Source organism: Anaerobacillus sp. ABR4_321 (assembly GCF_056158505.1).
In genome coordinates, this window is record NZ_JBSWTK010000001.1 from 3,233,951 (window position 1) to 3,253,480 (window position 19,530).

Below are 19,530 nucleotides of genomic sequence, written 5' to 3' on the forward strand. Positions count from 1 at the left end.
CCCAATCCGTGTAAACTCTCTCTATCTATGAGTCTTCTCTAAATATTTTAATGTAACATCACAAAGCGTTTTCGCTGCGATCAGCATCGCTTTCTCATCGATATCGAACATCGGATGATGATGCGGATAAACGGCATTTATTTCTTCACTTCTTGCTCCAGTTAAAAAGAATGTGCCTGGGACTTGCTGTAAGTAGTATGATACATCTTCCCCTACCATCAATGCGTCTGTTTCAATCGTTTCGTTCACATCATCAATCTTTTCTGCAACTGATGCGAGCAGCTTTGTTTCCTCTTCATGAGTAACGACAGGAGGATACCCTCTTTTATATGTGAAGGAATAGTCGGCTCCAACTGCGTCACAAGCTGCTTTGATCATTCTTTCCATTCTTTTTACGATGTCTTCACGCACTTCCATATCAAAGGTTCGAACAGTCCCTGTTAACGTAGCCGATTCAGATATGACGTTGTAAGCAGAGCCAGCATGAAATGACCCAACAGAAAGGACTGCTGTTTTAGAAGGGTCGATCGAACGGCTGACGATTTGCTGTAGACTTCCGACGAGCTGACTCGCGATGACGATGGAATCGATCGCCTCATGCGGAATACCGCCATGGCCACCTTTACCTTTTATGACGATTTCAAATGAGTCTGCTGCTGCCATCAGTTCGCCCGCTCTGTAAGCGATCGTGCCTGTAGGAAATCCAGACCAAAGGTGCGTTCCAAATAAAGCATCTACTCCGTCGAGGCAACCGTCTTCTATCATCGGTTTTGCTCCGCCTGGTGCAAGCTCTTCAGCAAACTGATGGATGAAAACGATCGTTCCTGTCAGGTTCTCTCTCTGCTCATAAAACGCTTGGGCTAAATAAAGCAATGTTGAGGTGTGGCCATCGTGTCCACAAGCGTGCATGACGCCTGGAACCGTAGACTTATACGGAACTTCTTTTTGATCATGAATCGGAAGAGCATCGAAATCTGCTCGAAGCGCGACGGTTTTTCCGGGTTCTCTTCCTTTCAGCGTCGCCACGACCCCTCTTCCTCCTACTTTGGTTCGCACTTCCATCCCGAGACTTTCGTAAAAGGATGCGATCAATTCAGGAGTTCGAATTTCTTCGAATGAAAGTTCTGGATGCTGGTGAAGATCTCTTCTGAGTGACACCATATCTGGGTATAGTTCTTCGAGTCTGTTATGTAACGTTTCCTTCATGTCGTTAACCCCTCTCCTGTGTTCAAAGTTGATTAGACTTATGAGTAGTTTAACAAAAAAGACTGGTAAAAAAAGGCTAATTACAATAATTTTCTGTTAAAATCGCAAATTTTCTAACAGTTTACCATAACGATTCGAACGATGCGCGTCGTTTGTTACGGGAAGTCGGTTGCATTGCAATCATAATGGAACTTTTCTAAAATAATGGAAGAGTACAAGGAGGTTTATACGATGCATATTTTACTATTAGGTAGCACTGGGAGAGTCGGAAGTCACGTACTAAGATCAGCAGTCGAAGACGGACATGATGTGACCGTCCTCGTCCGTTCTAAAGAGAGGCTACAAATGAAGGAAGGGCTTACGATTATCGAAGGTGATGTGCTCGATGCATCGAAACTCGATGAAGCTGCACGTAATGCTGACGTAATCGTTAGTGCTCTTAGTACAGATAAGACAACAACGTTATCTGAAAGCGCTCCGCTCATCATCGATACGATGAAGAGGCATGATATTACGAGGATCGTTACTGTTGGAACAGCAGGAATACTGAATAGCCGGACAAACCCGGAGCTGTTCCGATATGAATCACCAGAATCAAAAAGGAAAACGACGAGAGCAGCTGAAGAACACCGGAGCGTCTACGAAGCATTAAAAGAAACGGACCTAGACTGGACGATTATTTGTCCAACTTACTTACCTGACGGTGAAGCTCTTGGACATTACCGTACGGAACAAGATGTTTTACCTGAAGACGGCAAGAAAATTACTGTAGGAGATACTGCGGACTTTGTTTACAAAGAACTCTTTGAAAGAAACCATCTTCATAAGCGAGTTGGCATTTGCTACTGATCATTGCATCATTCCAGTGTCCTTCACTTTCACATCGACCGATAACGTGATCGGTGTCGTTTGAAGGATACTGTCTTTATCTAACGCTTTCCATTCCTTAAAGGATAATGAATTTCGCACATACTGCTTTAACCCAAGGCTGTCTGTGCGATTCTCTTTTAAAATGGAAAGAACTTTTTCTCCATTCTGTGTGATATAGTCTTCTGTTAGCTTTTCAATCTTTTTACTTTCTTCAGGAGAGGAGATCACGCCCTCTTTTGTATCTTCAAGGACCGAGCCTTTTAAATCGATCTTAATCTCGATTCCAGTGATGTCCTTTCCCTTCTTCTTCACCTTAACGTCTCGATCACTTTCATTATAGTTAAAGTTAATATAGCGCATATGCTCTCCGTCTGGCATCTTCACCGTTAACTCACTCGAATTCACTTTGCCGTATAGTGTTAAGAAGATTCGAGATAACTCTGAATTCAAACTGCCTACATACCGATCGTCCTTAAATAACGCTGTACCCTTTAGATTAGCTCTCCCCTCTGTCAGTCCTATTAAAGGCGTTACAGGGTCAATCCCATCATCGAGGAGATCTCTGTAAAAAATGTGGATGTCTGAATTAGGAACTAAATATTCCTCGGCAGCTTTCTTAATCATTTTTTCCATATAATCACCGATGTTTTCAACACCTGTTGACTTTAAGATGGCTACAGCTTCGCCCTCTGCAACCATCGCCTTCACACGTGAACCTATTTCTTGCTCCCTTTCCATCGCTTGAATGATATCCTTAATTCCCTTAGATGCTAATTCTTCTCCGAATATCACAGAACGAATTTGCCCATTCACTAATTTTTGGCGCGTCTGATTCGCCAATTTCTCTTCAGCTTCTTTCATAAGGCTTGCTTCTGCCTCAAGTATTTCTTGTTCTGATGTTGCTTCGATGGAGTAATCAGGAATCACAGCCGTTACTTTCATCTTGTGCTCTTCCGATTCACTAATATCGTCATAACTGATTAAACTAACGATCCCAAGTTGTTCGATGATTTTTTGGTCATTACAACCTGTTAGCAGTATGAAGGCAAGGGTAACCACACAGCTCATTTTACGCACGATTTCTCCTCCTTATTTTCAGAATGCCTAACACTGTAAGCAAGATGAGAGGTAATGCTATTGCGATGCTAGCTCCTATCAGGCCAAATATATTCAACCACTCTCCTATCTCATACTCCAAGTTTGCATTAAAGGTAATGGCTAGTCCTGAGAAAATAAGAATGAGGGTTACCCATTTATCCGGAACGACTGGGAGAGCTCTCTTAAATAGGAGTTTTGCAACCCAAATATACATCACGATCGACACCACAATTTTCATCAAAAACAGCGTAAAGATAAAGCTTTCTATTCGCTCGATCAACTCTATTTCTATGAAAGCAATTAAGTTTAGGACGGGAAAACTCGTTAACTTTAGCTGCTCAAGTGAAAAGAACATATAGGAGACGATCGATATCGCTAAATAAATGAAGGTTGTGATCATATTTCCGATATAAACACTTCGAAACCACTTTTTCTTCGACCGATCGATATAAGGAAAGAGGAAGACCACAAGTTCAAAACCAAGAAATGCTGTGAAGAGATTGATAAATCCTAAGAGAAAGTTCTCTCCTTCTGCTAAAAAGAATGGCGTCATTCTTGTAAAAGACATATATGGAAAGTGATAGAACATAAGTAATGTCATCCAAACCGTAAAAACAAAAAACACAGTAGTCACCTTTGTAATGGTATACACGTCTTTACTTACTAGATAAATGACTAGAAGCAGCATGATGATGATAAAGTAATATGCGTTTGTATTTTGGAATGAAAGCACCTGTGTGATCACAACATAATCTTTTCCGATGAGAATGACTAACACGGAATAGATAAATGCGAGTAGAAGATAAAAAGGTGCCATAACACCTCGAGGAATCAGCGCTTCCATGATATCGAACAGGTCCTTCCCTTCACCAATTCGATTCACAAGACCGATTAGAAAGATGTTACAACACGCAACGAATGAAACGAGGATGACCATGATCCATCCATTCGTTCCAAAATCAACAGCAAGCAAACGAGGTAGTTTTGTAAGCGTTACTCCCGATTGGATCATATAGATTAAGATAGCTAGATGAAAAGGAGCAATCTTTTCAGACATACTCATCCCTCAGTTCCCTATGCGTTTCGTTATACACTCATCGTTTTTGTGAGCTCTTTGAAATCGTCGGCTTCGTTTTCATAGAAGAAAAAGGAGCTCTGATCAAAAAGTCTCTCCAGTCCTTTTTAAAAAAAGGAGATAGAGGTGCAGTATAAGGAGCACCAGCACTAGTTAACCCACAAATATGGATGATTAGAACAGTAAGTCCGACCATAATCCCAAAATTCCCAAGAATTCCAGCAAGAATAATTAAACCAAACCTCGTTAACCGAATACTTGCACTCATCACATAGCTCGGAATGACAAAAGAGGAGATCGCTGAACTTGCAACTACAATAATAAGAACGTTACTCGTAAAACCAGCTTGTACAGCTGCTTGTCCGATCACGATACCCCCTACGATTCCGATCGTCTGTCCGATTTTCGTAGGTAATCTCGCTCCAGCTTCCCTAAGAAGTTCAAGGGTGATCTCCATCATCAGCGCTTCATAAATCGGTGCAAACGGTACGCGACTCCGTGACTCAACGAGTGTCTGCAGAAGAGATTCAGGTATCATTTCATATTGATACGTTGTGACTGATACGTATAGAGCAGTTAATAAAATGGTGATAAGAAATGCTGCAAAACGTAATAGTCTTGTCGCTGAACCTGTAAGCCAGCGCTGGTAGTAATCATCACCAGCTTGGAAAAAATCAAAAAACGTAGACGGCGTGATGATGACAGACGGACTGCCATCAAAAAGTATGGCGACCTTCCCCTCAACGAGCTCAGCCGTTACTGAATCCGGCTTTTCGTTTAACACATGTTGAGGAAAGAGCGAGTATGGATGATCTTCAATTAACTGTGAAAGCATATGAGAATCATACACACCATCGATCTTGATCGACTGAACACGAGTTTTAAGTCTCTCGACGAGCTCCTCGTTCGCGATTCCTTGAATATAGAGTAAGGTAACCGTCCCGTTCGTAACTTCCCCAACAGAAACATCCAAAGCCTTTAAATCTGAACTCTTCAATCTTCTTCTAATCAGGGAGAGGTTCGTTGAACTACTTTCGACAAATGCATCATGTGGGCCGTTTATCGTTCCCTCAGTCTCAGACGGTTCAATGCTTCTCTCTTTTGGACCGTAGAGATCGATCAAATACACCTTGTCTTGAAACAAGATACCGGCATAACCGTTTAAAATCTTTTGAGTGATCTCATGTATGTCGTCGGAAGCCATGTATGTAAAGCGATTAAAGACGGTCAACATCTCATCTTCTCTAACCTGATAAAGAGGTTTTAACAATTCTGTTTGAAACATCTCGTCATCAAGTAAATGTTGAAAATAAAATAGATGCAGCTGTAAATCAGGCAAAAACCTCTTAGAGAGATCTGCACATCCTTCAAACTGATGCTCAATTTGCTCTAGAAGAGTTGCTTCATTGGTAAGATCCTTTTCTTCTGATTCTTGTAATTTTCTTCTTCGCTTTATCGACCTTCTAACCATAACGAATCCTCCAACTGTTAGCTCTTCTTAGCATGACGCTAAACAATAAGAATATGCGTTGGACTTTGTGAGCCATAAAAAAAAGAGGCTGTCGTTTGGACAGCCTCTTACGATGTATTATTTTTTTAACGATGCTTCAAGCGCAATGACCATCATATCTTTGAACGTCGTTTGACGTTCTTCAGAAGTTGTTTCTTCTCCTGTCACGATATGGTCGCTTACCGTCAATACAGTAAGTGCGTTCACGCCGTATTTCGCTGCGATCGTGTAAAGAGCAGAAGTTTCCATCTCTACACCTAGCACTTGATAATCAGATAACTTCTGGAAGATCTCTGGGTTGTCACGATAGAATGAATCACTCGTGAACACATTCCCAACATGTACGCTCATTTCTTTTTCTGCTGCAGCGTCATACGCATTCTTCAGTAGGTTGAAATCTGCAGTCGGTGCAAAGTCCATGCCGTCGAACTGAAGACGGTTCACGCCAGAATCAGTCGTTGCACTCATCGCTAGGATGACGTCTCTCACGTTTACTTCCTTCTTCAACGCACCGCAAGTCCCAACACGGATAAGATTTTTAACGCCATAGCTCTGGATCAATTCGTTTACGTAAATCGAGATCGACGGTACACCCATTCCTGTTCCCATTACAGAAACTCGTTCGCCTTTGTATGTACCCGTAAACCCGAGCATTCCTCTTACTTCATTAAAACAAACCACATCGTCAAGAAACGTCTCTGCGATGAATTTTGCTCTAAGTGGATCTCCTGGTAGTAAAATCGTTTCAGCGATATCGCCTTGTTTTGCTCCAATATGTACGCTCATTTGTGTTTCCTCCTTGAGTTTCATTCACTATCAAAAGTAGCATAAGATGACAAGACAATCCAGTATGAATCGCCTTTTGTTACGTTTCCATATTTTACAGAATGGTATGCGGATTTTGGGTAGTTTCCGCCAATAAAATTTGAAGTTTGGACAATAAAAAGCGATTTTAGCTAATAAATCTTGAATTTAGCTAATAACGTGTGCGGTTTGGACAATCAGTTGCGCTGAGGCGATGTATTGGAAATGCGGATTAGCAGATATCAGCGAAATGCAACTGGATATCAGCGAAAAATTCATTATATCGGCGATTTTTCAAATATATCAGCGAAAATCACATACTTATCAGCGATATTCCACTTTTATCGGCTAAACCGCCTCGACCACCCTCTCCCAAACAAAAAAAGCGCTCGAGTCAGCGCTTTTTAATAATACGGAGAGATCATCAAGTACACGATCACACCAGTCAGGCTGACATACAGCCAGATCGGCATGGTCCACCGTGCGATCTTACGATGTTTCTCGACTTGCATGTTCAAACCACGCGCTACTGTGATCAGCGCCAGCGGCACGATCGCTGCAGCAAGAATGATATGACTGATGAGAATGAAGAAATAGATCGAACGGATGATTCCTTCTCCACCGAACGAAGTCGATTCAGATAAACCGTGATACGTCACATAGGATAGTAAAAATAATGCCGTCGTCGTAAAGGCAGCAAAGATAAAGCGTCGATGCACTTTCACGTTTTTCTGTAAAATAAAAATCAGGGCAGCTAGTAAAAACACAAACGTGAAGCTATTTAAAATCGCGTTTAATAATGGAAGGATCGTAATATCAAATCCTACTTCACCGTTGTATTCTGGTAGTAAAAACAGAACGACAACGAGCACGTTGACAGCGATCGATAGCCCTACGATCCATGGTGTATAGTTACGTTGTTTTACTTCATTCATTGGGATTCTACTCCTTATCACTGAGATGTACATACTAAGGATAAGAAAGTTTACCTTATTGAGCAACTACTTGCAGTCAACTGTAGAAAGATATTTTCCTCTCCATTCACGTTTTGTTCACATTACGGCGTCCATTGATCGTGAACGATCGCGACTAAGTGCGGCTCACCTTCATAATCGCTAAAAACGAGTTTGAGACTTTTCCAGTCCATCCCTTCATACTCTTCAGATCCGGGAACAAAATATTCCACATACGTACTTTCCGGGAATGCTTCATGGATGTTCTCGACACTGTTTGTCTGTTTGTACATCCCGTCTTGCGTTACAAAATCTGTTTCTAGAAATTCAACATCATATACATATTGATCAAAATACTCACGTGGGGTCAACCGAATCGGATCTCCTTTCCCAGCACTCACACCCCACTCAAACTGTTTTTCAAACTCCAAGAGCTTTTCGACCTGGCCTTTCATGAAGACTTGTGCTCTCTTCTTGTCGATCGTCGTATAAGGTGAGAACAGCAATCCTTTCGTCGGATGAACGACGTTCGAAAGTGCCTCCATTTCTTCGTTCTTTATTGCGGAAAGGACGTTGTACGACCGCTCCATCACACTAACAGGTTTCTCTGCTTCCACAGGCTTTTCCTCAACGTGTCCGTTCGTACAGCCTACCAATAATACTGCAAGGAACAAACAGATGACTCCTTTACGCATCGTCAATCATCCCCCTTTTGTTAAGCTGATTCGTTGTTAACTATATTCGCCGTTCGAGCCCACAATCATTCATATCGTCTAAAAGACGGGAATTTTCCAAATAAATTTTATTCGTTCTGTCATCGCTTACATCTCTATGATGATAGGTTCAAACGGGTAACTAGAGAGTAATCCTCAATCTCACAATTTGATTTTAGTAGGAAAAAGCTATAAAATTTTTACTTGGGAACCCGATAACTCATAAGTTATGGGATCGTCGCACTAATCATTCGAATCAAATTGTAGTGTCTGTTTCGTGATTAACGATACAAATGTCGCACTGTTCCGTTTGAATCCGTTCCCTCTGGAACAGCAATAATGAAAAGTGAGGTCAGAAAGATGAATCAACCATCCAAAAAGGCTTCTGTTATCGTCATATTTGGAGCTACGGGAGATCTAGCAAAACGTAAACTTTTCCCTTCGTTGTATAACTTATATTGCAAAGGTGAACTTGAAGAAGATTTTGCTGTTGTTGGTGTAGCTCGCAGAAAGCTTTCAAATGAAGAATTTCGTTCTCGTGTACATGATGCAGTGATCGATACGGCATGCATGGACAAGGATGATAAGCATAAACAATTCAGCGATCACTTTTTCTATCAACCTTTCGATGTGACAAAAAGTGAATCGTATCAAGATTTAAAAGCGTTGACTGAATCGCTTGATACAGAATTCAATATTCCAGGAAACCGTATTTTCTACATGGCTATGGCGCCAGAGTTCTTCGGAACGATTGCACTTAACCTTGATGCTGAAGGATTGATCGAAGGCGATGGCTGGAATCGTCTTGTGATCGAAAAGCCATTCGGTCATAACTTCTCCTCTGCTCAAAAGCTTAACGATGAAATTCGCCAAGTGTTCTCAGAGGATGAAATCTATCGTATCGACCATTATCTAGGAAAAGAAATGGTACAAAACATCGAAGCGATTCGTTTTGCGAACGCACTGTTCGAACCGCTTTGGAACAATCGTTACATATCAAATATCCAGATCACCTCTAGCGAAACGGTTGGCGTTGAAAACAGAGGCGGCTATTACGAAAAATCAGGTGCCTTACGAGACATGGTGCAAAACCATATGCTTCAGATGGTGTCCTTGCTCGCTATGGAGCCACCAGCTAGTTTATCGACAGAAGAAATTCGTAGTGAGAAAGTAAAAGTTTTACGTGCTCTTAGAGCCGTTATACCTGAAGAGGTTAGCAAATACTTCGTTCGCGGTCAGTACGATGCTGGTGAAGTGAACGGTACCCATTTACAAGGCTACCGTGAAGAAGAAAACGTCGATGAAGCATCGAATACAGAAACATTTGTTGGCGCGAAACTGATGATCGATAACTTCCGCTGGGCTGGCGTACCGTTCTATATCAGAACTGGTAAACGTATGACGAGTAAATCTACTAAAATCGTCATCGAGTTCAAAGATATGCCGATGAACCTCTACAAGGAACAGAGCGGAAAGCTCGGTCCAAATCTTCTTGTGATTCACATTCAACCTGAAGAAGGCATGACTCTTCACTTGAATGCGAAAGACACAGGAGATATGCGTAAAACGACGCCAATTCAATTAAACTTTAACAACAAACAGGAGAACTACATCAACTCTCCTGAAGCATACGAGCGCCTGCTACACGATGTGATGCGAGGAGATGCAACAAACTTTACTCGCTGGGATGAAGTAGCGCTTTCTTGGAAGTTCATCGACCCGATCTCGATCGCTTGGGCAAATGAGAAGGAGCCTACCTTCCCTAATTACGCTTCAGGATCGATGGGGCCACAGGCATCTGATGACTTGCTTGAAAAAGACGGCTTCCACTGGTGGCCGTTACCAGAAAACAAATAAGAATAGAAAAAGATACGTGCACAGCGTATCTTTTTCTTTCTCATATCCACTACTATGAAAGGAAGTGCAATGCGATGAAAATGTATGATGTAAGCGCACCAATTTTTAAAGGAATGGCAGTTTATAAGAACAAAGAAGAAAAGCAGCCAGAAATCGAAACGAAGACGAATGGTCATGTTACGGAATCTCGCCTTTCACTTGACGTTCATACTGGTACACACGTTGATGCTCCTCTTCACATGATGAACGATGGTGCAACGTTTGAAACGATTAATCAAGAAGACCTCGTCGGTACGGTAAAGGTGATCGACGTTACAAACGTTAAAGGGGCAATCACAAAATCTGATATCGAGTCTGAAGATATTCAAAAAGATGATTTCATTCTATTCAAGTCACAGAACTCGTTTGAAGAAGAATTTAACTTCGAGTTTGTATTCGTAGGTGAAGATGCAGCACGTCACCTTGCAGAATGCGGTATTAAAGGTGTAGGTGTCGATGGTCTTGGAATCGAAAGAAGCCAGCCGGATCACCCAACGCACCGTTCCCTCTTCGAGAAAGATATCATCATCATGGAAGGTCTTCGCCTGAAAGATGTCGATGCTGGTCAGTATTTCATGGTCGCAGCACCACTGAAACTTCAAGGCACGGATGCATCACCAGCACGTGTGCTATTGTTCGAAGGCCTAAAAGAAGCATAATAAAAAGCCGGGGATACTTCCCCGGCTTATTCTTTTACCTCAAGCGCCATCTTTAAATACTCGATGAACATGAACGACTGCTCTTTTAGCTTGATATCTTCTCGATCTAGGATCGCGTAATCGAGCGCAAGTCCATCAACGAATGAAATGATTGACCGCGCGATCATCTCACTGTCGAACTTCGAGCTGAACTCACCACTCTCCTGTCCTTTCTTAATCACGTCATGATAAATGCTTAACCCATAAAAGTAGCGCTCTTTTCCATACTTCCTTCGTCGTTCATCGTTACGACCCGTTATGAAGAATTCAAGATTCGATGGTGCCATCGGATCCATCTCATCTAGCTCTTGCTCTTCTCCGAATAACCGTTTCATAAGAAGTGCCCAGTGAGTGAGCTCCTCTTTCTTAAGAACTTCCTCAGTGTCCTCCATAGCCGTTTCTAGGCCTTCTTTTAGAATTGCCTCATAAACATCCTCTTTACTAGAGAAGTACTGATAGAGACCCCCTCTGCTTACATTCGCTTCTTCCATGATGTGTTTCATCGTTGCACGCTCATAGCCACGTTCTATGAAAACAGTTTTAGCCGCCTCTAACAACTCAGCTCGACGCTGCTCCTTGTGCTCCTTGCTCACCTTTGGAGACATCGTTCTCACTCCGTTCTATTTTTGATCTAAACAGCAGTCCTACTAATGACATGATAACAAGTAATGATGCTGTTGTGATAAACATTGGGATCACCCCGAATACCGTTACGAGAATTCCGCCTAATAATGGACCGATAATCGTAGCTGTTGTTGTTGCGCTATTGATCACCCCAAATACTCTTCCCGTTATGTGTACCGGTGTATCCGTTTGAACAGCAGCTTGGAAAGGAATAAATACGATCCCAGCCGAGAAACCGGCTACGAGTCCAAGACCAGGTCCCCATAAAATTGAGTGTGCGAGGTCCATACCAGTGAGGACTGCTAATAAACCAAAGCTTACGCCCATTCCAAAAACACCAAACAGCATGAGGAGAATCGGTTTATAGTCTGTCTTTTTTGAGAGGATCCAACCGGAGAAAAACATTCCGAGACCAGAACCTGTCACAATGATACCGAACAAGTCAGGAGATGCGTTGGTTAACTCTCTGATCAAGACGATGATTTGTGAATCCGATAGTTGCAAAATAAGGAGGCTGATCGTGAGAATCGAAAGGCCGACTAACAAGAACTGATTCCCTTTCATGAAATTCACACCTTCTACAAAATCCTTTCTAAACGATGAGCTCTTACTCTTTTCACTTTCTAAAGGTTCGTCCAATGCGCTAGCAGGCAACGTGATGAGAAGGATTGCGGATAAGATAAAAGTTGCTGAATCGATGACGAATACAGGTGTAGAACCAAATGCTGTTACGAGCAATCCACTGAGTAGTGGTCCAAGCACTTTCGTTCCAGAATCGATCATCGATGTAATCGACATCGCACTCTTCATTTGATGATCAGGAACTAGTTCTTTTAACTTTCCATTTTTTGCAGGGATGAAGAGTGCAGCAAACAAACCGATACCAAATAAACAAATGTAAACCATCCAAATCGTTGTAGCAAAGATCAGCATGATGACGAGGCCTGCTCTAACGAGATCCGAAACCACCATCAATGTTTTTCGGTTGAATCGATCAGCAAATGTACCAGCAAACGGTCCAAACAACGCCATTGGCACAGCAAGACAAAGGATGATAAGCGATACTTCGATCGGTGATGCGTTCCACTTTAATCCAACCATTGTGATGATTGCAACGATACTTAACCAGTCGCCGATGCTTGAGATGAGCTGTGCAACCATAAGCGTAATGTACCCTTTGTTACGTAGTAGTGATCCTTCCATACGAACGCCTCCTCAAAACGACACTAGTGTCTTTTTTTGTTACTCTCATTATAACGACACCCGTGTCTTTTTTTCAACCCTCTTTTTCAGAACATAAAAAAAACACGCCTGACCTTAGTAGGTCAAGCGTGTTATTTCGATTACGATTAATCTTCAAGCCACTCTGTGTGGAAGACGCCTTCTTTGTCGATACGCTGATACGTATGAGCACCGAAGTAGTCGCGCTGTGCTTGTAGTAAGTTCGCTGGCAATGTTTCGCTACGGTAGCTATCGTAGTAAGCAAGTGCACTAGATAGACCAGGAACTGGGATCCCACGCTGTACAGCAAGTGATACAACGTCACGTGCAGCGCTCTGGTACGATTCAACGATCTCTTTGAAGTAAGGATCTAGTAGTAGGTTCGTTAAGCCAGCTTCACGGTCATAAGCTTCTTTGATGTTTTGTAGGAAGCCTGCACGGATGATGCAACCACCACGGAAGATCATAGCGATGCTGCCGTAGTCGAGGTTCCAATCGTACTCATCTGAAGCAGATCGCATTTGAGCAAAACCTTGTGCATACGAACAGATTTTGCTTAGGTAAAGGGCTTTACGGATCTTTTCGATCAACTCTTTCTTATCGCCATCAAATGGTTTTACATCTGGGCCACTCAGAATCTTACTTGCTTTCACGCGCTCGTCTTTCATTGCAGAAATAAAGCGGGAGAATACAGATTCTGTGATAATCGATAGAGGCACACCTAGGTCAAGCGCACTTTGACTCGTCCATTTACCAGTTCCTTTTTGACCAGCAGTATCAAGGATTACATCTACAAGCGCTTTGCCTGTTTCAGGATCTTTCTTTGTGAAGATGTCAGCAGTGATCTCGATCAGGTAGCTATCGAGTTCGCCTTCATTCCACTCTTTGAATACTTCATGAAGCTCATCAGTTGATAGTCCTAACACGTGCTTCATCATATAGTAAGCTTCACAGATCAACTGCATATCACCATACTCGATGCCATTATGCACCATCTTCACATAGTGACCCGCTCCGTCTGGACCGATATACGTTGTACACGCTTCGCCGTCTACTTTTGCAGCGATATCTGTAAAGATATTTTCAACTTCACGGAAAGCATCAGGCTGTCCACCAGGCATGATCGATGGGCCGTTAAGCGCCCCCTCTTCTCCACCTGAAACACCTGCTCCGATGAAACGGATGCCTTTTTCCTTCAATTGCTCAGAGCGAGCTTGCGTATCCTTGAAGAATGCATTTCCTCCGTCGATGATGATGTCATCTTTATCAAGATGAGGAATAAGCTGTTCGATCGTTCCGTCTGTTGGTCCGCCTGCTTTGACCATCAGCAAAATTCTTCTTGGTTTTTCTAGTGATTGAACGAATTCTTCAATGCTATATGTATCTTGGAAGTTACGTCCTTCAACTTCACTCATCATTTCTTTTGTTTTACCTTCTGAACGGTTATAGACAGAAACAGAATAACCGCGACTTTCGATATTCATGGCAAGGTTCTTTCCCATTACGGCAAGACCGATTACACCGATTTGTTGTTTTGACATGTTTTACCCTCCAACTTTATACTGTAATACTCTACTCGGGTGACTGCACTTGAAAGTATACCATAAACAGTGTTTTATAGTATGCACGCCTTACGGTTACTCATACAGCCTGACAGTATGCATTATACGTCTTTCATGCTTTTGGTGCAAAGGTTACAACCTCAGGGTGAGTAATTTTAGAATGAATGGGAAAATAAAAGAAGGTAACAAAAAAGGAGTGACTAGAGTGAATGAGAAAAAAGTAGCTGGTGAGCGTGCTGCTCACCTCGTTCAAGATGGAATGGTCGTCGGCCTCGGAACGGGGAGTACTGTTCATTATACAATATTGGAGCTTGCATCAATGGTAAAGGATGGCCTTTCGATCACAGGTATCCCAACATCTAAACAAACAGAATTATTAGCTCGTGAGCATGGCATTCCACTCGTCACGTTAGGTGAGGTAGAGAAGATCGACTTAACGATCGATGGTGCTGATGAACTGGATGGGCAGCTAACACTTATTAAAGGTGGCGGTGGCGCACTACTCCGTGAGAAAATGATCGCCTATCACTCGAAGAAGATGATCGTCGTTGCAGATTCAAATAAACTTGTGAGACAGCTTGGAGCATTCCCCCTTCCAGTCGAGGTAGTTCCGTTTGGATATCAGAAGACGATGGACGCTCTTTCAAGACTTGGCTGTCGAACTAAGCTACGAATGAACGGAGAAGAAACATTCATTACAGACAACGAGAATATGATCGTGGATTGTTCGTTCGACAGTATTCCTTCTCCTCCTAAGCTCCATGAGTGGCTCAACGCCATTCCAGGTGTCGTTGAAAACGGGCTATTCATCGGAATGGCTGAACAAGCCTTTATCGGTCGCGATGGCGGCGTAACGGTTATCGAATAAAAGAAACCCCGGCTGATCAGCCGGGATTTCCTATTTAATCACGAGTACGGGGCAGCTTGCTCTCTGTAAGACGTTATGACTTACGCTACCAAGGAAGATCTCTTTGATTCCACTGAGCCCTCTACTCCCCATCACGATAAGATCACATTCATTTTCCTCTGCATACTTGACGATCTCTTCGCCAGGATTTCCTTCAAGCACCATCGTACTTAAATCATCCTGTGGAATTCGCTTTTTCACGCTTTTACTTACTTCGTCCAACATCTCAACAGCATCTTTCCTTAATTCGTTCAATACGCTCGCATAAATGACCGCTGAACTGATTTGAGCTGTAGGATTAAGAGCCGTTACGATGTTGAGATGAAGCTCTGGGTTCTCCTGAGCCATCTTAATGGATTCCTCGAGTGCCTTTACGCTCAATTCAGATCCGTCAAAAGCAACCAGGACTCTACTATATTGTTTCATACGTCATTCTCCTTTCCTGATCTGCTTAAAACATACCAAGTCTTACGTCCGGAGTCTGTGACAATGATCACAATAGGCAACCCTTTATGCTTTTTTCTTATACAACACTTGCTCAGTGACGATCGCAGTGATCGAACCTAATATTAAACCATTATTTAAGATTGACGCCATGATAGGCGGCGTGTTTTGAAAGGCTTCTGGCGGTATGAACATCGTACCAATACCAACCATAAAGGAAATGCCTATTATAAATGCTTTTCCCTCAGAAGTGTCCTTATTAAACTCATTGAAAGCAATTCCCACCATTTTCACAAAAACTAGAAAGATAACGGCATATCCTACAGGTTCAGGAAGAGCCGCAAAAAAGGCCATCACGGCTGGAAAGAGACTGATGAGCACGATCAATGCACTCCCAATTATAAACGGAAGCCGCTTTTTAATGCCTGTTGTGATAATAAATCCAGCAGCACCTGATATTGGAACACTCCCTACTGCTGAGAATACGCCACCAAGGAGCTGGTTGATTCCTGAAATGAACCCTGCTTGCTTATACCGAGACTTCGGCCGCTCGTTATTCAGATTACTCAATACCTCTTCCACTACCCTGATGCTCGCGATCATGTTCGTAAGAAGCAATAGCGTGACGAGCGCTGCTGTTACGATCATACCGGAGTCCCAAATCGGCATACCAAAAGCAAAGATTTCAGGTAGCTTTAAGAGTGACTTTTCTGATAAAACGACCGGTTTAGCTAAGCCTAACAAAGCAAAAATCGCCCACCCTACCATCATAAGGATCAGGATGGAATATTGCTGAATAACGGGTGGCATTCTGCGTGAGAACCAGATCGATAGTATCACAAGAACGAGTGACAAACCTGCAATTCTTAGATCGAGTCCTTCTTTTAAGTAGCCTACTCCCATCATGCCGTTTAGAAAAGACCCGCTGAGCTGTGCTACAAGAAGTAATAGGTACACCCCCGTTACAACAGGTGTAAAAAGTTTTGATAGTTTCTCAACTAGTCCTAGCCCGCTCAATAGAATAAAAAGAATTCCACTTACGATCATAGCTAGTTCAAGTGCTTGTAGTGTTTTGATTTCAGAACCAAACAACGTTGCACTTAATCCCGCGTAAAGGACAAAAACTCCCCACCATAATCCGGCAGGTCCTTCGTTAATCGGCAGGCGATGACCTAGGGTAACTTGTAGAATTCCTGCTACTCCTAATACAAACATTGTTCGCTGTACAAACCCTGCAGCAGCAGTCGGATCTAAATGAAACAAACTCGCAATCGCAACTGGTGCAACAATCGATCCTGCAATCATAAAGACAGCCCATTGAAGAGCAGATAACGTGTTTCTCATCATATTGAATCCTCATTTCATGGTGATACGTTCCAAACTTCCTTTTCCATCATAACAAACGGTACTTGAGCGGTCATTACGAATTTTTCCACTGGGCAACGTACCTTCCCTCTGTTATACTGTTTTCTTGGTGATTTGATTTTTATCAAAGTCACGGGTGGGAGAGGGATAAAAAAGTAAGAAGGGAATATAGTGAAAACGAAAATTAATTTTGATTTTCAAGCTCACGATACTTCACTGAAAAAGGAGATACTCGCAGGTTTAACATCGTTCTTTACGATCGTTTACATCGCAGCTGTCAACGCTTCGATCCTCGCAGATGCAGGCATTCCGTTTGAAGCTGGGATGATCGCAACGGTCATCACCTCGGTCTTTGGGTGTTTGCTCGTTGGTCTATATGCAAACGCACCGATCATACTCGTTCCAGGAATGGGCGTAAATGCGTTCTTCACGTTCACGATGGTACAGTCGATGGGCTTAAGCTGGGAAGTTGCGCTTGCCTCCGTGTTTATTGCAGGAATTCTGTTTGCGATCACGGCATTCACACCACTAGCAGGGTTACTTTCAAAAGCGATTCCAGTTTCACTTAAAGAAGCAATTACAGTTGGTATAGGACTTTTCCTTACCTTCATCGGTCTTCAAAAAGGTGGAATTGTGGTGTCGAGTGACTCAACGTTCGTTGCACTCGGAGATATAGGATCAGCCCACGTTCTTGCAACGCTTGCAACATTAGCAATCGCAGCCTTGCTTTTCATTCGAAACATTAAAGGTCATTTCTTGATCAGCATGCTGATCGGAACTGCTATCGCATGGAGCATGGGATTGATCGAAACAGGTCAACAACAGGAAGGCTTCTCGTTCAGTTCATATGCATCGGTTTTCGCAGCGATGTCTTTTGAAGACTTCTTAGTATTACCGTTCTGGATCGCAACGTTTTCGATGGCGATGATCCTCGTTTTTGAAAACATGGGTCTTCTTCATGGACTGCTTCCAGATCAGTCTAAGTTCTCAAAAGCCTACAAAGCGAACTCGATCTCTGCTATATCAGCTGGACTTTTCGGAACAAGCCCGACTGTATCGACGGTAGAGAGTGCTTCTGGAATCGCAGCAGGTGGTCGAACAGGCATGACGTCCGTGACGACAGGACTACTGTTCTTAACCTCGCTGTTTTTCATACCTGTCTTCAAGATGATTCCTGATTCAGCGATTGCACCAGTGCTCATTATCATTGGTGGTTTGATGATCACGTCGATTCAAAACATTTCGCTGCAGGATTTCTCAGAAGGCTTTCCAGCATTCTTAATCATCGTGATGATACCACTTACGTACAGTATCGTTGACGGAATTGCGTTCGGTTTCATCGCTTATCCTTTCATGAAGCTAGCGCTTGGTAAAGGAAAAGATGTACCGGTTCCAATGTATGTAATCGCGAGCTTGTTTTTCATCAACTTCTTCCTCCACGGAATTTAACAAAAACGTCCCCACCGGGGGCGTTTTTTTGTCTAACGTTTCCTAAAAACCTGTGATATTCTGGTAAATAGGTGATGATATTGAAAAAAATGACTTTCGCTTTACTTTGTTTCTTGCTTGTTGGCTGTGACCAGGAAAACGTTGTATTCCATTCCAATATCGTAAATACGATCCCTAAAGAGAAAGAGCTCCCAATACGTTCAACACTAAAAGATAAAGAAACGATCCTCTCCACCTTCATCAACAAAACGCCTAACGAATGGGGAGAACATGTGACGGGTGTGAAAACGTCCTTTCAAACGAATGAACGTGAACTTGCGCTGACGTTCGATGCATGCGGAGGTCCATTCGGAAGTGACATCGACCACGAGCTTCTCTCTTATCTAAAGGATGAACGGGTTCCAGCGACCCTTTTTGTGAACAGCCGCTGGATTGAAGAAAACAAGCAGGAGTTTCTAGAATTAGCAGAAGATCCACTTTTCCAAATTGAAAACCATGGGACTGACCACAAACCACTATCCGTTACAGGGCAAACTGCCTGGGGTATTCATGGTACCTCTTCCGTTGGTGAAGCTTTTGATGAAATCACAAAAAACCATGAAAAAATCACTGAGCTAACAGGACGGTCTCCAAACATGTTTCGCTCAGGGACTGCTTATTATGATGAAGTGGCAGTTGAAATCGCAGATGACTTGGGGATTAGCGTTGTGAACTACTCTATTCTTGGAGATGCCGGTGCGACCTATTCGAGTCATCAAGTAAAGACCGCTTTGTTGAGTGCTTCACCTGGCGATATTGCCCTATTACATATGAATCAGCCGAATAGCGGAACAGCTCAAGGTGTGATTGAAGCGGTACCGCTTCTTAGAGAAAAGGGCTTCTCGTTCGTCCAGCTTTCTAACCATAAATTACGTTAATAAAAGCAAGGTCCTCTGGCTATGTTAATTATCATCAACTGAAAAGGGGTGATGATGAGATGAGTCAATCAAAAGGACAGCGCGAGCGTCAATTCCGAAAACGGAAAGAAGCACAGAATCCTCACGGCAAGATCAAGTCTCTTGAGCAGCTATCTAACGAAACGGATTCTAAAAAAACACCATAAACCAATCTAGCCGATTAAACTCCACTCATATCG

The 19,530-nt window shown here is 42.8% G+C and carries 19 protein-coding genes; 7 read left to right on the forward strand and 12 right to left on the reverse strand.

The features are described from left to right. Positions 1–21: 21 nt before the first annotated feature. Positions 22–1,206: an amidohydrolase gene (locus tag ACXADT_RS16855; protein ID WP_474831990.1), complete on the reverse strand. Its 1,185-nt coding sequence runs from the start codon at positions 1,204–1,206 to the stop codon at positions 22–24. 231 nt (positions 1,207–1,437) lie between these two features. Between ACXADT_RS16855 and ACXADT_RS16860 the strand changes: the two genes are divergently transcribed. Next, positions 1,438–2,055 carry an NAD(P)-dependent oxidoreductase gene (locus ACXADT_RS16860; protein WP_474831992.1) on the forward strand — a complete coding sequence of 206 codons (618 nt, stop codon included), beginning with the start codon at positions 1,438–1,440 and terminating at the stop codon, positions 2,053–2,055. Here ACXADT_RS16860 and ACXADT_RS16865 read toward each other — a convergent pair whose 3' ends face one another. From ACXADT_RS16865 to ACXADT_RS16890, 6 genes are all read right to left on the reverse strand, one after another. After that, entirely contained in the window at positions 2,056–3,144 is a 1,089-nt protein-coding gene (locus ACXADT_RS16865; protein ID WP_474834563.1) for a Ger(x)C family spore germination protein, read from the reverse strand. Between the two features lies 1 nt (position 3,145). After that, positions 3,146–4,231 (reverse strand): GerAB/ArcD/ProY family transporter, encoded by a 1,086-nt coding sequence (locus tag ACXADT_RS16870; protein WP_474831994.1) that lies wholly within the window; start codon positions 4,229–4,231, stop codon positions 3,146–3,148. A 37-nt stretch (positions 4,232–4,268) separates the two neighbouring features. Further along, positions 4,269–5,720 carry a spore germination protein gene (locus tag ACXADT_RS16875; protein WP_270181514.1) on the reverse strand — a complete coding sequence of 484 codons (1,452 nt, stop codon included), beginning with the start codon at positions 5,718–5,720 and terminating at the stop codon, positions 4,269–4,271. 117 nt (positions 5,721–5,837) lie between these two features. Next, positions 5,838–6,545, reverse strand: coding sequence for a purine-nucleoside phosphorylase (gene deoD, locus ACXADT_RS16880; protein ID WP_270181513.1), 708 nt, complete (start codon positions 6,543–6,545; stop codon positions 5,838–5,840). Between the two features lie 422 nt (positions 6,546–6,967). After that, complete coding sequence (locus ACXADT_RS16885) at positions 6,968–7,498, reverse strand: DUF420 domain-containing protein (RefSeq protein WP_270181512.1); 531 nt, start codon at positions 7,496–7,498, stop codon at positions 6,968–6,970. Positions 7,499–7,620: 122 nt separating this feature from the next. Next, complete coding sequence (locus tag ACXADT_RS16890; RefSeq protein WP_270181511.1) at positions 7,621–8,211, reverse strand: putative periplasmic lipoprotein; 591 nt, start codon at positions 8,209–8,211, stop codon at positions 7,621–7,623. Positions 8,212–8,589: 378 nt separating this feature from the next. Here ACXADT_RS16890 and zwf point away from each other — a divergent pair, with 378 nt between their 5' ends. Together zwf and ACXADT_RS16900 are read left to right on the forward strand one after the other, a co-directional pair. Then, positions 8,590–10,086 (forward strand): glucose-6-phosphate dehydrogenase, encoded by a 1,497-nt coding sequence (zwf, locus tag ACXADT_RS16895; RefSeq protein ID WP_474812522.1) that lies wholly within the window; start codon positions 8,590–8,592, stop codon positions 10,084–10,086. A gap of 74 nt (positions 10,087–10,160) precedes the next feature. Further along, positions 10,161–10,784 (forward strand): cyclase family protein, encoded by a 624-nt coding sequence (locus ACXADT_RS16900; protein ID WP_270181509.1) that lies wholly within the window; start codon positions 10,161–10,163, stop codon positions 10,782–10,784. 26 nt (positions 10,785–10,810) lie between these two features. Here ACXADT_RS16900 and ACXADT_RS16905 read toward each other — a convergent pair whose 3' ends face one another. The 3 genes from ACXADT_RS16905 to gndA all read right to left on the reverse strand — a co-directional run bounded on the left by ACXADT_RS16905 (position 10,811) and on the right by gndA (position 14,209). Beyond that, positions 10,811–11,428: a TetR/AcrR family transcriptional regulator gene (locus ACXADT_RS16905; protein WP_474831995.1), complete on the reverse strand. Its 618-nt coding sequence runs from the start codon at positions 11,426–11,428 to the stop codon at positions 10,811–10,813. Beyond that, positions 11,382–12,650 carry an MFS transporter gene (locus ACXADT_RS16910; protein WP_474831997.1) on the reverse strand — a complete coding sequence of 423 codons (1,269 nt, stop codon included), beginning with the start codon at positions 12,648–12,650 and terminating at the stop codon, positions 11,382–11,384. Before ACXADT_RS16910 ends, ACXADT_RS16905 begins: the two co-directional genes overlap by 47 nt. Before the next feature lie 146 nt (positions 12,651–12,796). After that, a complete protein-coding gene (gndA, locus tag ACXADT_RS16915) occupies positions 12,797–14,209 on the reverse strand; it encodes an NADP-dependent phosphogluconate dehydrogenase (protein ID WP_270181506.1) in 1,413 nt (470 codons plus the stop codon). Between the two features lie 226 nt (positions 14,210–14,435). On the opposite strand from gndA, the gene rpiA reads away from it, so the two are divergent. Beyond that, the gene (rpiA, locus tag ACXADT_RS16920; RefSeq protein WP_474831998.1) at positions 14,436–15,098 is read left to right on the forward strand and encodes a ribose-5-phosphate isomerase RpiA; all 663 of its coding nucleotides are present in this window, start codon (positions 14,436–14,438) and stop codon (positions 15,096–15,098) included. Between the two features lie 30 nt (positions 15,099–15,128). Here rpiA and ACXADT_RS16925 read toward each other — a convergent pair whose 3' ends face one another. Beyond that, a complete protein-coding gene (locus tag ACXADT_RS16925) occupies positions 15,129–15,563 on the reverse strand; it encodes a universal stress protein (protein ID WP_270181504.1) in 435 nt (144 codons plus the stop codon). Between the two features lie 84 nt (positions 15,564–15,647). Then, a complete protein-coding gene (locus ACXADT_RS16930) occupies positions 15,648–16,925 on the reverse strand; it encodes a purine/pyrimidine permease (RefSeq protein WP_474834565.1) in 1,278 nt (425 codons plus the stop codon). 192 nt (positions 16,926–17,117) lie between these two features. On the opposite strand from ACXADT_RS16930, the gene ACXADT_RS16935 reads away from it, so the two are divergent. The 3 genes from ACXADT_RS16935 (at position 17,118) to ACXADT_RS16945 (ending at position 19,497) form a co-directional block, all read left to right on the forward strand. Next, positions 17,118–18,395 carry an NCS2 family permease gene (locus ACXADT_RS16935; RefSeq protein ID WP_270181503.1) on the forward strand — a complete coding sequence of 426 codons (1,278 nt, stop codon included), beginning with the start codon at positions 17,118–17,120 and terminating at the stop codon, positions 18,393–18,395. Positions 18,396–18,484: 89 nt separating this feature from the next. Then, positions 18,485–19,312, forward strand: a complete 828-nt coding sequence (locus ACXADT_RS16940; protein WP_474834567.1) for a polysaccharide deacetylase family protein — start codon at positions 18,485–18,487, stop codon at positions 19,310–19,312. A 59-nt stretch (positions 19,313–19,371) separates the two neighbouring features. Continuing rightward, positions 19,372–19,497 carry a DUF6254 family protein gene (locus ACXADT_RS16945; RefSeq protein ID WP_270181502.1) on the forward strand — a complete coding sequence of 42 codons (126 nt, stop codon included), beginning with the start codon at positions 19,372–19,374 and terminating at the stop codon, positions 19,495–19,497. The last annotated feature ends 33 nt before the right edge of the window (positions 19,498–19,530 follow it).

What these genes read in the sequence shown, in the direction of transcription:
- ACXADT_RS16865 (WP_474834563.1), bottom strand. Translation starts at nt 3,144, where the DNA reads ATGAGCTGTGTGGTTACCCTTGCCTTCATACTGCTAACAGGTTGTAAT.
- ACXADT_RS16855 (WP_474831990.1), bottom strand. Translation starts at nt 1,206, where the DNA reads ATGAAGGAAACGTTACATAACAGACTCGAAGAACTATACCCAGATATG.
- deoD (WP_270181513.1), bottom strand. Translation starts at nt 6,545, where the DNA reads ATGAGCGTACATATTGGAGCAAAACAAGGCGATATCGCTGAAACGATT.
- ACXADT_RS16940 (WP_474834567.1), top strand. Translation starts at nt 18,485, where the DNA reads ATGACTTTCGCTTTACTTTGTTTCTTGCTTGTTGGCTGTGACCAGGAA.
- ACXADT_RS16885 (WP_270181512.1), bottom strand. Translation starts at nt 7,498, where the DNA reads ATGAATGAAGTAAAACAACGTAACTATACACCATGGATCGTAGGGCTA.
- ACXADT_RS16870 (WP_474831994.1), bottom strand. Translation starts at nt 4,231, where the DNA reads ATGTCTGAAAAGATTGCTCCTTTTCATCTAGCTATCTTAATCTATATG.
- ACXADT_RS16945 (WP_270181502.1), top strand. Translation starts at nt 19,372, where the DNA reads ATGAGTCAATCAAAAGGACAGCGCGAGCGTCAATTCCGAAAACGGAAA.
- ACXADT_RS16890 (WP_270181511.1), bottom strand. Translation starts at nt 8,211, where the DNA reads ATGCGTAAAGGAGTCATCTGTTTGTTCCTTGCAGTATTATTGGTAGGC.
- ACXADT_RS16900 (WP_270181509.1), top strand. Translation starts at nt 10,161, where the DNA reads ATGAAAATGTATGATGTAAGCGCACCAATTTTTAAAGGAATGGCAGTT.
- ACXADT_RS16925 (WP_270181504.1), bottom strand. Translation starts at nt 15,563, where the DNA reads ATGAAACAATATAGTAGAGTCCTGGTTGCTTTTGACGGATCTGAATTG.
- gndA (WP_270181506.1), bottom strand. Translation starts at nt 14,209, where the DNA reads ATGTCAAAACAACAAATCGGTGTAATCGGTCTTGCCGTAATGGGAAAG.
- ACXADT_RS16905 (WP_474831995.1), bottom strand. Translation starts at nt 11,428, where the DNA reads ATGTCTCCAAAGGTGAGCAAGGAGCACAAGGAGCAGCGTCGAGCTGAG.
- ACXADT_RS16860 (WP_474831992.1), top strand. Translation starts at nt 1,438, where the DNA reads ATGCATATTTTACTATTAGGTAGCACTGGGAGAGTCGGAAGTCACGTA.
- ACXADT_RS16930 (WP_474834565.1), bottom strand. Translation starts at nt 16,925, where the DNA reads ATGAGAAACACGTTATCTGCTCTTCAATGGGCTGTCTTTATGATTGCA.
- zwf (WP_474812522.1), top strand. Translation starts at nt 8,590, where the DNA reads ATGAATCAACCATCCAAAAAGGCTTCTGTTATCGTCATATTTGGAGCT.
- ACXADT_RS16875 (WP_270181514.1), bottom strand. Translation starts at nt 5,720, where the DNA reads ATGGTTAGAAGGTCGATAAAGCGAAGAAGAAAATTACAAGAATCAGAA.
- ACXADT_RS16910 (WP_474831997.1), bottom strand. Translation starts at nt 12,650, where the DNA reads ATGGAAGGATCACTACTACGTAACAAAGGGTACATTACGCTTATGGTT.